The following is a 14,397-nucleotide window of genomic DNA, read 5'->3' on the forward strand; positions in this document are numbered from 1 at the left end:
TCAGTGATATTCGGTGAACTCTCGCGTAGCGAGTCGCGCGCTGCGTTCGCTGATGTGTTGGACTCGGCGCTCGGCGGCGGTGACTTTTCGCTCGACGGCGGATTCGGCCCGGACACCGAACAGGCCCTGATAGATCTCGCCTTCGCCCGAGCCGAGGTAGGGCACGCCCTGATCGCCAAGGCCCGCAGTGCCTTCCACGCAGAGTCGGCCGTGCTGCCCGTCGCTTTGCCCTCCCATCACGATGCGGTACGGCTGGTGCTGACCCGAATGGCGTACTGCTCGCTCTTGACATGGCAGGCGGTTGAGGCGGACCCGCCGGATATCGAGTTGGCCCACCGGTATCGCAGCCAGCGCCGGAGCCTGCTGGCGCGATGGACCGCGCTCGATGCCGACCAATTCGATTCCGATGATGTCGACTCGAGTATCGGCACAGCCTATTTCGAACCCACGCATGTGGAATCGGAAATACGCCCGCCGGAGCGACTTGAATTGTCGGCGTTGGCAGCAATTTTCGATCGCGAGATAGTTCCGGAGATCTTCCCGGTGCACGCCCCTAGTGACGAGCCGAGCGCGGTGTTGTTGTGCCGGTCTTCGGAGCATCCGGGGGTGGCGCTGCGTATTGCGACCGAATTTGGCTGTGCTGCGGTAGATCCTGATTTGTTGACTGCTTATCATCCGCATGCTGCTGTGTCGGTCGACGCGGGGGTGCGGTATGACACTTTGCTGTGGACGGTGATGGCGATCCGGTATGCGGTGTGCGGCCGCCTCGATGTCGTGGTACAGACTGCTGCGGACGAGCCGCAACGGACCGCTGAAGTAGCTGCCCTGTTCGCTGATTCCGGTTATCGGGTTGTGGTGCACAGTGTTGACGACAAGACGGTTATCTCGCCGGTGGCGTCGGGCAGCGATCCGTGACGCTCGAGATTCCGCCGGATATTCCGCAATGGGCAGTGGTCGCCGCGGCGGGCGAGAAGTTCCCGCTCATGGACGAAGACCGCATGCGTGCGTTGCAGGTGCTGTTGCTACAGGCCAAGCACGCATCCGAACGCGTGTCGTCGGACTTCGATCATCTTGTGACCGAGTTGGAGTTGTGTGGCGAGAGCCTGGCGATCGCCGCGGCTGCTCGGGCGGGTCGAGAGGTTCGTGCGGCGTGGGGTGGGCTGACCATGGGTTTGGGCAGTCTGGCATCGCATGTTGAGAAGGTTGCTGGTGACGCCGAGTTCACTAAGGCCACTATCATCACAGCGCTCAGTCAACTGGTGGCGCAGGTGGCGATAGCGGTGCTGTTTCCGCCGGGTGCGGTGGCGGCGGATCTGCGGGCTTTCGGCGCGGCGCGGGTTGCGGTACGGGAGGCGATCGAGTGGCTGATCGCCAAATTGGGCGGGCGCGGCCTGCGCTTGGTTGTGCTGGCTGGTGCGGCACAGGGTGGTGTGCCGAACTTGGCGGCGCAGTTGTACATGATCGAGAAGGGGCATCAGGACGGTATCGGTGTGGGATCTCTGGGGATCAGCATGCTCGCCGGTGGAGTCGGTGGACTGGCTGGGCACACGGTGGCCCAACGATTGATGCCGGTGCTGAACCGTGTCGATAAGCGTTATGTGGCGCAGCTTCCGAAGGAGTGGTTGCGGAAGACTGCCCGTGGCGGTGAAGTGTTGGTGGTGATCGGTGCTGCCGGTGCGGCGGGTGGTGTGGCAGGTACGGTCGCGGCGGGTGTTGTGTCGGAGCAGGGGTTGTCGCTGAATCACCTGGTCAGCGCTGCGGGTGGTGGCCTGTCCGGCTCGATGATCGGCGGCGCGGTGCACGCTTTCGGTCCCGTCCGTGTGGTTTCCGCGCCGCATGAGGTCGTCGAGGTCAACCAGGTCGTACACGACGTCGATCGCATCGCGGCCGTGCAGATGAGCAAACAGGCATGGGGGGACGCCGTTGTCGCTCAGCGCGCTGCCGCACATCAGCTCCGGACAGCGATGGCGCCCGCGGGCACGGCCATAGCTGCGACAACCACGGCCGTCGGGGTCGCCGTCGAGGTTACGCATGTCCAGCCGGCTCAGGTCCGGGCCTCGGAAGCGATCGCTGTCGCGAACGGGTCATCGGTAACTCGCCCCGGTGCCGATGGCGGATGGCCGGTGGACTCGAGCGAACCGTCGCAGAGGATCTCGACCGGGGCGATGTCCGTCGGCAATGCGCCCGGCGGTGTCCCTGCTGTGTCCGCATCGCATGCTGAGGAATTCGTTTCCCGCGTCGGTGACACCGAGGCGGGTGTTCTGGTCGAGCCGCGGCGGCCCGAACCAATCGCCATGGGTTCGGGTGCTGCTGTCGCGCCGCATTCTGCCGAGGTCAGCCCCAGAGCCGATGGATCGGTCGGGACTGGTCGACCGGAGAGTATCCAGACTCCCAACAGGGCGAAGCTCGGGGCGCCCGGCCCCGCCGAGATGAGCGGCGATCGTGTGGGCCGGGACGGCGACGTTCGCCGCGACGGGCATGCCGCGGCCGAGATTTTCGCTCCGAAGGTTTTCGCTCCCGAGACCGTTCGTGCGGTCGCGGACCTGGTGACCGATCCGCGTACTTCGACGACGGCGTCCGAGGCGACCTCGGTTGTCACTCATCCCGCGGCGGCCACCGCCATGGCATTGTTCGGCGTGACTGCGGGCGATCAGGCCGCGGGTGATCCGGCGCGCCCGCCAACGGTGTCGGATTCGCCCGACGATCGCGTGGTGAGTGCTGACACGATGCCCGGGTCGCTCGAGCTGTCGGATGGTGAGGGGTCCGAGTCGCAGGAGAAGGCCCCCGTAGGTCCCACTGCTGGCGGGGATGGGCAATCCAACGGCGGTGACGACGGCATTGCGGACCGGACGATCGATGTCGAGGGGTTGAACGGCAAGCTCACTCGTACCCAGGAACGGCTGCAGGCTGCCGCCCAGGAAATCCTGGACGAGTATCACGCCCGCTCCAGTGATCTCGTCCCGGCGACGATGCGGCTGAACGATGTGCCCGAACAGGTGCTGGAATTCGGTCTGCGCTACGGCGACGAGCACGACTCGCTTATGGCAGCGATCGAAACTGTTCGGCGCCGTTCGGGCAAGTTGTTGTACCGGGAGCAGTTGATGGGTGTGCTCGCCATGCGAGACGGGCTGATACCCGAGATGGCCCCCGGCAGCGGCAAGACGCTGACGGCGGCGGTGTACAACGTGTGGGCGGCTGTGCATCGAGGTCCGACGCTGCTGGTTACCAGCTCCGATCCGCTGGCCTACGAAGCTCTCGTCGAGTACACCGCGATATTCGGTGAGTCCGGCGTGAAGTTCGTGCGGATCGATCCGGACCGGCCGGTGCCGGTGTCGGTGCCGGGGGAGCCGACCGTCTACATCGCCACGCAGGACGCGCTCGGCTTTGCCGAACTGCGTGGGCACCTGGACAAGATTACGTTCGAGATGGCGACGGTCGACGAGATCGACGCCGCGCTGTTTTACCTGAACCCGACCTACGAGATCAGTGACGGCGCGGTACGCCCGGCGAGCAAGGAGACCGCGCAGGCGATCGTGCAGGCCCGCGATTTCGTCGCTGACGCGTTGGCGGCGACGACCTTGACCGACGCCGATTTCGGCCGTGACCCGGCGCTGCGTCGTGCACCAGCGCTGTTGACCGACGAGGCGGTGGCGAAGGCGCGGCACTTGTGGGAAGGTCCGTTGACCGGCGAGGACGTGAAGCGGATCAACGCTGCCGCAGCGGTTGCGTTGGGCGACTTCGTCGAGGGCGATCACTTCGTGATGCACGAGGGCCGCCCGGTCATCATCGATCAGGTCTCGCACAAGGTGATGCGAGATCCTCGCACCGCGACCGAAAGTCGTTGGCACGATATCGCTCCCGCGATCGAAGCCGCGATAGCGAAGAAATACGATGCGGCTGGGCACGAGCACACAGTCGTCATCCACGGCAATTCGGAAACGTCGATGAGTACGACTCTCGGCGAGGTTCTGCAGCGACGTGTCCGATCACTTACTGGTACCTCCGGCACCGTCATGAATGTCGCCGAGGCGATCTCGACGGTCTACGGCACCGGTGCCGCTGTCGAGATTCCGCGCACCAAGGAACACCACCTGGAGCACGGCGGCACGATCGTTGTGGAAAACCAGCATGAGAAGCAGGCCGCCCTGATCGACAACATTGTCGACGTGGCCCGCAGGGAAGGTCTGCCACAGCTGGTGCTGACGCATCGCAACAGCGATGTCGCCACTATCGCCGCCGGCCTGCGGGGTGTCGTCCCCGACGAGTCGATGGACGTCGTAGACGCGAAATGGATCCTCGACCAGGGCGCCGACTGGGAAGACCGGCTGCACGAGATCGTCGAGAAAGCCGGCGCGCCGGGAAAAATCACACTCATCAATATGCAGGGTGGTCGCGGCAATGACTACAAGGTTCACGAGGAGGTCTCCCGGGCCGGCGGTATGGTCGCACACCTCTACGGAAACTCATCCATATCGCAAGACGTCGACATCCAGGCACGAAACCGCGTCGCCCGCAACGGCCAACGCGGCCGCGTATACGAGTACGTCGCGGTCGACGACGCCCTGTTCGATCGGTCTGGACACCCGCACGCACGACTGGTCATCACCCAGTATCGCGATGCCGCGACCGCATACCGCGACAACCCTAGCGACCAGCACCGGGCCGCGCTCGACGATGCCGGCAACGAGGTCCTCGATCTGGTGCCGGTGCTCCAGCAGCAATCACTGCACCGGTTGAAGACCCTATTCCTGCCCACCAACGCTGCCGTCTCGGCACTCGGACTCGGCCCTGAGGACTCTGTCGCGCCCTCGTCCGCGGTCCCGATCCAGGCTACGACAACGCCTGAGTCGGCGATCGTGGCCGACCCGGATCCACACCAGGCCGGCGCATCGGGCATGCACCCGTTCGGCCGCAGCAACCGCGCCCAGCCGTTGCAGCCGGCTGCGCAGCACACCACCGGCGACGCGGCGCTGGATCCCGCGTCGGTAGAGCGTGCCCGCCACCCTGGCGGCAGCCCCGAAACCACTGCGGCCGATATCGACGCGTTGCTGCGACAGCCGCCCGCCACTGCCGAGTTGTTGCGGCAGGCGCAGCAGCAGACTGCGATGCTCGGCTTGGCGCAGGTTCTGCAGCACAGCAGCACGGTATGGCCGATCACGGTGCACCATTCGGGCGCGGGCGGCGGTCTCGACAGCCTGGACCCGTCGACCGTAGAACCAACCGACCCGCGCCGGGAGGCTCCCAGCACCGACGCGGCGGCTTCGCACCAGCCCGCATCGGATTCCCTCCAACACAGCGGTGCGCCACCACCACTTTCGGCGGGGCACCTACCGCGTCACACCATGACCACCGACCACTGGGAACACGAATCCGGCGCAACAGCCCTCGAACCTCTCGTCAACGAGGTGAACACCGTTGTCGGCGTGACGCCGTGGTCGCACGCGCGCGAGCGCCACCCCGTACCGCGGCCGCTTCGACCGACCCGTATGTCGACCTCGACCGCGACGCCGTGGTCGAGGCAGCCACCCGGCAGGTCGACCGCCGAGCCCGCGACACCGTGGTCTGCGACACCCGCTCGGGTCGCGGTACCCGACGGTTTCCGCCCGCAGGGGCTGCTACGCCGCCAAGCGGTGGAGGTGGCCTTGTGGCAGGCCGAGCAGGCCGGCGACCGTGCGAGAGTTGTCGAGTTGCGGGCGGCGGCTGAGCTGTTCGATCAGGCTGGAAGTCCGGAGTTGGTACGGCTGCTGGATGCCGCCGCGGAAGGTGGGAGTCCACCGACTCGGCTGGACACCCGGTCGGGATTGGACGAGGCGGCGTGTGCGGTGGTGGCGGCGTTGAATCTGCGGGATCTGCAGAGGGCCTTGAACAACGAGTGGGACAAGGCAATCCCTCGGGCGCTGCCGGGTGAGCGGCGAATCGATCCGGTGGCGTGGTCGTTCGTACTCGGCGGGCATGGTGTGGACCTGCCCGGTGGTGCGGTGGGTCATCGGCTGGTGGAGAAGTTCCTGTTCGGTCTGGGTGACGACGAGCTGGGACCGGCGAGTGCGGAGCAGCACGGTCGTGTCGTGGTGGTGATGGATAAGGAGAGCGCCGATTCCGCACACACCTACGTGGTCGTCAACTGGAAAGGCACGCTGCTGGTCATCGACCCGGCCCGTTATGAGCGACCGTTCCGGTTCGATCCCAGTCGCGCCGGGTCGGTCCAAGCCGTCCGTGTGGTCGAGTTCGAGACCGACGGCAGGCCAGCCGCCCCGATCGTCACCGAGTTCGACGATGAGGAGGTCGACGGCCAAGCGCCGCGCACCGCGGTCGACGACTACTGGAGAGCCCTGCCGACCGAACGCCCGGACGACGTCATTTCCCACAAGGACTGGATGCCTGCTGTCGCCGGCACCAGCGATTCGACCTCGGGCGGCGCAGCTCTACCGGGCTCGACCCCGGCCTGGACATTCGACGAGCTGTGGCAGCGCCACTCCGAGGGCGTGCGCGCCGAATTGGCGCGACAGTACTCCGACTCGGCGCTGCTGGATGCGCTGGTCGACGAGGTCCGGGGGTTGGCCAGCGGCCGTCTGGCGTTGCGTGACAACTCCACTGATCCGGTCGCGTGGCTGACCGGCCTGGCTTCGGCGGTCGCCAGTGAGCCGGTGGGCTGGGCGGACCGGGCCCGTCGCGGGCTGATGGCAGCGCTGCCGGATGCCGAGCGCGCCGTGCTCGAGCCGATCTTGGTGGACGCGACCGCCGCTGTGCTGGCGCATACGGTGGACGGCTTGCGCCCGGGCCACCGCCAGGTGGTGAATCTGCTGTGCAGACAACCGGAGTCGCTGCGGCAGTCCGGATTCGACGACGAAGTGGTGCGTGACGCGGTACGGACTGTGGCCGGCGCGATCGCCGGCTCGGCACTGGTTACACCCCTGACTGCGAATATCGACCAGGAGAGAGCCTTCGCTGATCAGACGCGGAAGGAGTCTGACGTGCTGCAGCGGCTGCGCACGGGTGGAACGGTCTCCGAGTCCGAACGTCGGCTTTTGGCGAAGGCTTTGGCGAAGGTGCGGGAACGTTTGCAAGGGAATGAGGTTTTGCTGCGACGAGCCGAGACCTACCTGCTCGGCCCCGGCGCGCGGCTCGTGGCGGGCGAACCGGCGATCGTATCGGTCCCGATGCAGTGGCTGCCGGCCTGGTTTTCCGAGTCCGGGTCCACCGGGGTCGTCCCGGACGGCCCGGCTGTGGCCGTGGTCTCCGCGCTGCGGTCCGCCGTGCAGAGACTCGTGCATCAGGAGGCGGATTACCTGCGGATGCGGATCGCGGGTCTGTCCGCGCGCGAGGTCGCCGCGGTCATGGGCCTTACCGACCAAACGGCATGGGAGCTACACCATGTCGTGATGTCGAAGATCGCCACGCTATTGGTCCAGGCGGCGCTGGCATCGGACCCGGACTTGCTGCAGCGTGGGGCACTGTTGTGGTATGCGTACGAAGAAGACGAGCTGTTGGTCGAACAGATCGTTTCCGGGGAGCGAGCGCTGCCCAGCGCGGAGCTGGAGCAGTTCTGGAAGCGGGAACAACCGGTCGAGGACCGCCGATTCCAGGCGGTCGTCTCCCTATTGGGGGAGGTCTGCCTAGCCGAGTGGGCCCCGGTGGTGGCCGTCGCCAAGGGCGTCGGACCGGCGACGACCACCGCGCTGCGCGCTCTCGCCACACGTTTGTCCCCCATGCGGGTGAAGTTGCTTCGATTGATGCTCTGGCTGTCCGACGAGCAGTTGGCTCCGGCGGGATCGGACGTGTCGATCGGGGAACTCGTGGACATGGTGTTCACCCATGGCCAGCAGGCGATGCTCGATTCGGTGATGCGCGATGAATACCGGGTACGGCTGCGACGCGGATATGCGCTGATGGAGTTGCCGCGCATCGCGGCTGTGCCGAGTGTCATGACCGAGCGTCCGGCCTTGCCGTCTCGAGATCGAGAAAAGGGCAAAACATCCGATCCCTCGGCTACCCCCCGTCCGGTCCCGTCCGGCGCCGTGCGCAGTTCTGGGCGCGGTCGTATCCCGTGGGCCGACCGGCCCGCGTGGTCGCTGCCGCATCCACGTTCGGCCCACGGGCCATCGGAAGTCCGCGCGGTGCAGGAGGCAGCCACCGCGTTGGCCGCTGGTGCGCCGTGGGAGTCGCTGTCGGGCAGCCAGATCAGTGCGCTGGTGCGGGGGCGTCCGCAGGACGTGCTCGCGACCGACGCACCGTGGCCGGTGCGGCACGCGGCCTCGATGATGCTGCTGGTCCGCGCGCGAGAGAAGGTGTGGGACGGTCCAGCGGCCAACCTCGGCATCGAAGCCGAGCAGGATGCCGCCCGGCGAGAACTGGACGCCTTGGGCCTGCGGTCGCTGCGGGTGTCGGAGACCATCGCCGCTTGGCGGGCTCTTCAGGGGCGCGTCGATCAGCTCGGCGACCCGTGGCGGGCTTGGCTCGTGTCCTACGACCCACAAACCGGTGCGGCCGTGATGGCCGTGACGAACACCGATGACGTGCCATCGGATACGGTTGTCGTCGGGCATGTGGTATCCGAAGGTCCCACGCTGCGTAACCAGTTCGCCCGCGTCGTAGGCCATCTCGTCGACGACGCCCGCAGAGTGGACGCGAACACGCCGTTCTGCGCGCTGGCCTCGATCAGCGATCGGATTGGTGCGGACCCGTTCCACGGGGCCGTGCCCGCACGGCACGCAGGCACTGTGCACCTGACGGTCCACGGTGTGCCCGAGGACGCCGACCTGCCATGGCATGAGCAGATCGCGGTGGCGCCCGCCTACCCGGATCAGCTACGGGCGGCCGTGGTCCGGCATCGCTGGTTCGAGCCCGATGACCCGGCGCTCGGTGTGTGCTTGAACGCGGTTGAATCGGTGGTCGACTATCTGGGACACACCGGCTCGACACTGTGGACTGTGTCGGGACAGCAGCGGATGGGTCACCGCACACTCACCATCAGCGGCGAATCCGCGACCGAAGTCGAACTGGTGGTGCAGAACCACTCCGACCCTGTTCGCGGCCCGGCCGCGGACGACCCGGGTCCGAGCGTCGCTGTTGCGGTGCCGTTGATCGAGGGGCGTTACCCTGCGGCGGCGGCGGCCATCGCCGCGCTCGTGAGTGGACAGTCGGCCAGACTGTCATTGCAGCAGTCGCTGACCGAGCTGTTCGCCGAGCACCGGCCTGCCCACGCACGGGTCCGCGTGTGGACGGTTGGCGGCGAGCAGCGGGTGCAGGTCACCGTCCCGGGGGTCGCCGAAGCGATCTCCGCGCGGGAGTCGATTGTTGATGACGGGGCAACATCGCCGACCTCGAGTCCGTATCAGCTCGTCGAGGCATTTGCTGAGGCGTCCGGGCTCGCCACCGCACCGGTCCGCTTCTACTGGCCGGTCCTGCCGCTGCTCGAGGAACTCATCCGCGTGATGGCCGGTGTACCCGTGGACGAGCCGATCACGGCGGGCCAAATCACCGACTTCGCCGCTCGGCTGGCGAAATCGCACGGCGACGCTGTACGGGGACCACAGACCGTCGAGCACATGCTGGATGCTGCGACGGACGCGCAGTTCTACGGCTTGCTGGAGCAGGGCGCCAGCCGAGTGGTGCATACATTCGAGCTAGGCGCGGTGATGCACCTGAGGCAGCTATATACCGAGGAGATCGGGGGTCCCGGCACCCTGTGGAACATCGTTGCCGCCGTCCCCGGCAACCAGGACCCGCGCGAAGTGATGAAGCGCTACTGGTTGGTGCACCACGAGAACAACTCCCGGTACTGGGCCGACGGCGTCGCCGTCGGCCCAGTACCGGTCACCCTCGAACGATTGCGGACCTGGGAGCCGAGCCGCGAACTCGCCGCGTTCGACTACTGGGACACCATCGAATACGTGCTGCGCAACTACCACCGGGACGAATTCCCCGGCGTGTTCGACCGGCGCCATCGGCGCTGGAGTCCGCCGTACGCGATGGAACGGATCTTCACCGACGACGTCGAGATCCTGGGCGGGGTATTCGGGATCCTCAAAGAACTGGGTATCGGCCGTGGCCGCATGCGCACCGCTGTCGACCTGGGTGGCGGCTCGAACCTCTACCCGGCGATGGTGCTGCACCTCATGCTCCACAAGCAGGACGGGGTGGTGGTCCGACTGGTGTACAAGGGCAACCAGCCCGAACTCGAATACAACTGGGTGCTATCGGACCTGGATGGCGACGGCCTGCTACGTGACACCGTCCCAGCCCGCGGCGTGGCGGTGGTCGACACCCGACGGCCATGGTTGAAGTGGCCCACCACAGTCGTCGGCGCGGCGAAGCAGCACTTCGGCACTGTGTCCGAGACGGGATTGCTGCGCAGGGCGCTCGGCAGCACCGTCGTTCCGGGAGATGTGTTCGAGTTCTCGCCGCTCGGCGTACTCTCCCCGTTGGGTCTGGTGTTCGCACCGCGATACGACATCGGGTCGGACTTCTACGTCATCGACTCGGTGTTCACGCACCTCGGCATGTACTACGCCGCACTGTTGTGCGAGATCGACGCCGTCGATCAGGTTCTGGTGTCCGGCTGGACGATCAACAACGGCGGCGGCTACGCCTCCGGTAACAGTTGGTACGCCAACACACGCTATAACAGGAGCGAGCGGGAACATTTCCTGCGCAACCACCCGAGGGTGCTCGAGGTCCGAACCTTCGAGCACACCGCCGCGGCCTCGTTCTCCGAGAACGACGAAGGCTTGGCCGTCAACGTCACGACACTGCGGCCCCGTACCCTCGAACCGGAACTCGACGAGTTAACCGCACTGCGGCGCCGGCTGGTCGACTTGGTGAGCGAGGCGGTCCCCGCGGATCTACGCGGCCGAATAATCACGGAAAATAGTGCGCCACATCCTATTACATCGCGAGAGCAACGCTCGAAACGAGAGATCCGCAACGCCGAGCTCACCATCGCCGGTCTGCCCGTCGACTCGCTCGGCGAGCTCACAGCGCAACTGTTGGAGGACACCGCGGGTACAGTCACCCGGCTGCGGCAAGCCGGTGTACCCGCCAAACCGCTCACCGAGATCACCACGGCGCTCGGGCAATACCGCGTCGCGTCCGCACACATATTCAACCTGCGTCGAGAGCAAATCCGCGAAAACCTGAACAGACAACGCGACAAAGTCTTCGGGCTCTTGCATGCCATGTCGGCCGAGCAGGCGAGTGAACTTGCCAACGAACTACTGGAGGGCGCAGACCAGCCGGATTCGCAGGCACGACCAGATCCGGATCCGGTCTACGCCCGCCTACGCGAACTCGGCATACCGCAAACGGTGATCGACGAACTGTCCGGCGCGGTCGCCTACCACCTCGGCCTCGCCGCCCTCGCCGCCCTCGCCGACATACAGGCAAGGGCCTTCGCCGACGTGCAGGCGGCCGCCCAGATCATCGAGCTGCCGACCGGACAAGAAAACGCCCCCTAGCCGGTGCCTCAGGCCATGCATCGGTCACCACGCCGTCGCGAGGATATGAGACCGGCACCGATCCTTCTCCCGAATTCGATCGACTTTGTCGTCTCGTCGAGGCCGGCCAGGAATTGATCGTCATCACGCATACTGGGATGCCCAGGAAAAGGTATTCACCTATGGCGTTTTCGGCGGCCAGGTCGGCACGATCGAGCTGCGGACAGATCCGGATCCCGCCGCAGTAGTCAGACCGGAGACCAATACGACTACGTCCGCGCCTTCGCCACCGACCGGCTGGACGTTCGCCTCGAGCACTGGAACGCGCATCACTCCGACCAGCCCTACGACGCGGTCTTCTGTATCGGCGCGCTCGAACACTTCGTCCGCTTCGGATTGTCCCGGCAGCAGCGCACCGCGGCCTATCGGGTGTTTCTCACCCACTGTCACCGCGTGCTCGCCCCGACGGCGCGCTGTCGTCCAAACTATCGGGAAAGGCAACCGGCCGCTGGACCACAGCGCCATCCCGGATGTGCAGTGTCGAATTGAAATCGACAAGCCCGGGCGGGCGGGTGCTGCGCGCCCGCACCCCTGGATCCTTGCCCGGTTGTCAACCGGGCATGATATGGACGCTGACCTGGGTTTTGTAGATGTTGCGGTCGACCTCGCCCTTGGCGCGGTGTGTGAAGATGGCGCGTTTGACCACGCGGGGCTGGTGCGTGAGCGGCGCGGGGGCATTGAGCTGGAGGTGACCGCGCGGCCGATCGCGCCGATCAGGTCGATCGTGGTGCCGGCAAGGACTCCGGCGGCGTGGATGAGCTGGTCGCGGGCGGTGTGCACGGCGATGGTGAAAGGACAGCCGATCTCGATGGCGCAGCAGCGACGCCAATGAGCCGTGCCGCTTCGTCATGCGGGAATCGCGACGGTGAGTTCCCAGACAATCTGGGACTATGTGCGGTCCGGATGTTCAGGGTTGGGCACACTACGTCTCCAGACCGTCATCGGATGCATCAGATAGGTTGCTGGAGTTCCAGGTCTGGAGCCGGGCCACGCACTTCCCGGCGCTGGCGGTCACCAACGAGACGATCGAGCGCTACCCGGCCGCGGTCACCGCGATGACCCGCGCGATCGTCCGTGCGCAGACCCTGCTGCGGGAAGATCTCGATCTCGCCACCGGCGTCAGGAAAACCTCTTCCCACCGCACGAAGCTGCGCTGATCGCCGAACTCGTACGTCGGGACGCACCGTACTGCGACCCGCGAATCGACGCTCGGACTGTGGCCGAACTGGTCGACTTCGGTGTCGGCACCGGCCTGCTCGACGAACCTGTCGGTCGCGACGCCGTCGATGCTCCCTTCCCGGAGCTTTGGCACGTTCGGCTGGCCGACTGATCCGCCGATATCGTCGGGCGACCCGCGGCCGACTACCGAGCCGCGGCTCGACGCGGGGGCCGCGGCACGGCTGAGGTCGCCGTGAAACGGGTCTGGCTCGGAAACCGGCCGAGTGCGACGACGCCGTGTTGCCGCGCACCGATGTGCGGACGCCTTGACCGAACGTGAGTTCGCTGCGCACGGCCGGTTCTTACCGCCGAACATTCCGCGATCAGCCCATAAAATTAACTTTAGATACTCTAAGGTTAGGTTTCTGACGCGATACTTAACCTCGAGGAGTGTCCGTGGCGAGGTACGAGGAACGGGTGTGGCAGCCGTCGGACGAGGGCCTGCTCGCCCGCCGTGACCGGCAGGCCGGAACTTATCTGGCCTACATCCCCGATCCGCTGGGGGTGGACCTACCGCAGATCGGCTCTCGGGCACAGCAGGCGGCCGAGGACGCGCTGACGGTGCTGGCAAGGGCTGATGAACGCATCGGGTCCCAGGGTAGCTACCTCAACCATCTGCTGATCCGGTCCGAGTCGATCTCCTCGTCCTGGATCGAAGGTAACCGCATCACCCCCAAGAAACTCGCCATCGCCGAAACCCTGGAATCGGGTACCCGCACCGCCCTGGACGTGGTTGCCACAGTGCACGCCACCGAGCAGGCCATCGATTCCCTGGCCGACCGATCCAGGCCGATCACGACACAGGACATCGTAGACCTACAGCACACCATCGAACCCCGGTTACCGGCCGGTCTGCGAACCGAGCAGAACTGGGTGGGCGGACCCGGGTGGAGCCCATTGCGGGCCGATTTCGTACCCCCGCCCGAGTCCGAGGTTCCCGCCCTGGTCGCGGATGTGGCCTCGTTCCTGACCGCTACTCACGGCAACCCGGTCGTACGGGCCGCGATCGCCCACGCGCAGTTCGAGACGATCCACCCGTTCATCGACGGCAACGGACGCACCGGCCGCGCACTGATCCACACCGTGCTGCGGCGCTGTGATGCCCTGCGGCACACGCTGATCCCGATCAGCACCGTGTTCGCCGCGCGCACCGACGTCTATCTGGCCGGCCTGACCTCCTACCGCGATCCGGACCCACACACCGACGAATGGGTCATCGGGTTCGCCCGGGCCGCCGAGCAAGCAGCGCAGACCGGAGTGCGGCTGGCCCGAGACGCTGCCGCACTCGATGAGCAACTCCTGCAAACCCTGGTCGAGCACCGTCGCCGAGAGGGCACCAGCCCCGCCCTACCCCGTCGGGATGCGGTCGTCACGAAGATCCTCACGGACTTGTCCACACACCCCGTACTCACCACAGAATCGGCCGCCACTCGGTATGGCGTCTCGGCTGTCGCCGCCCACCGTGCCCTGACCGAGCTAGCCGACGCTGGAATACTCGGCCGCTCCAAGAATCACAAGGGCAAAATCGTGTGCTACACAGCCGACGCCCACCTGGGCCTTACAGCGCTAGCTGAGCGCGCCAACCGGGTCGGGGCCGGCGATACCGACCATCGTCGACCCGATCAGGGGCCACCGGCACCGGCGGTGGACCGTTTCGGCCGACTGCGTACCGATTCACCGGAATAAC

6 protein-coding genes are annotated in these 14,397 nt (G+C 66.2%); 5 read left to right on the forward strand and 1 reads right to left on the reverse strand.

Annotation, left to right across the window (positions count from 1 at the left end):
* The first annotated feature begins 3 nt into the window (after positions 1-3).
* Together AB0C34_RS28205 and AB0C34_RS28210 are read left to right on the forward strand one after the other, a co-directional pair.
* Positions 4-915, forward strand: a complete 912-nt coding sequence (locus tag AB0C34_RS28205; RefSeq protein ID WP_357079458.1) for a zeta toxin family protein — start codon at positions 4-6, stop codon at positions 913-915.
* Positions 912-11,453, forward strand: coding sequence for a hypothetical protein (locus tag AB0C34_RS28210; RefSeq protein WP_357079343.1), 10,542 nt, complete (start codon positions 912-914; stop codon positions 11,451-11,453). The genes AB0C34_RS28205 and AB0C34_RS28210 overlap by 4 nt, the downstream gene beginning before the upstream one ends.
* Before the next feature lie 159 nt (positions 11,454-11,612).
* Here the strand turns inward: AB0C34_RS28210 and AB0C34_RS28215 are convergent, their stop codons facing one another.
* Positions 11,613-11,876: a hypothetical protein gene (locus AB0C34_RS28215; protein ID WP_357079346.1), complete on the reverse strand. Its 264-nt coding sequence runs from the start codon at positions 11,874-11,876 to the stop codon at positions 11,613-11,615.
* A 181-nt stretch (positions 11,877-12,057) separates the two neighbouring features.
* On the opposite strand from AB0C34_RS28215, the gene AB0C34_RS28220 reads away from it, so the two are divergent.
* From AB0C34_RS28220 to AB0C34_RS28230, 3 genes are all read left to right on the forward strand, one after another.
* Positions 12,058-12,324 carry a hypothetical protein gene (locus tag AB0C34_RS28220; RefSeq protein ID WP_357079349.1) on the forward strand — a complete coding sequence of 89 codons (267 nt, stop codon included), beginning with the start codon at positions 12,058-12,060 and terminating at the stop codon, positions 12,322-12,324.
* Positions 12,325-12,451: 127 nt separating this feature from the next.
* On the forward strand, positions 12,452-12,649 hold the full coding sequence (locus AB0C34_RS28225; protein ID WP_357079352.1) for a hypothetical protein: 198 nt from the start codon (positions 12,452-12,454) through the stop codon (positions 12,647-12,649).
* 457 nt (positions 12,650-13,106) lie between these two features.
* Positions 13,107-14,396: a Fic family protein gene (locus AB0C34_RS28230; protein WP_357079355.1), complete on the forward strand. Its 1,290-nt coding sequence runs from the start codon at positions 13,107-13,109 to the stop codon at positions 14,394-14,396.
* The last annotated feature ends 1 nt before the right edge of the window (position 14,397 follow it).

The organism is Nocardia sp. NPDC049220 (genome assembly GCF_040647855.1).
Classification (GTDB): Bacteria; Actinomycetota; Actinomycetes; order Mycobacteriales; family Mycobacteriaceae; genus Nocardia.

What these genes read in the sequence shown, in the direction of transcription:
- AB0C34_RS28220 (WP_357079349.1), top strand. Translation starts at nt 12,058, where the DNA reads ATGGACGCTGACCTGGGTTTTGTAGATGTTGCGGTCGACCTCGCCCTT.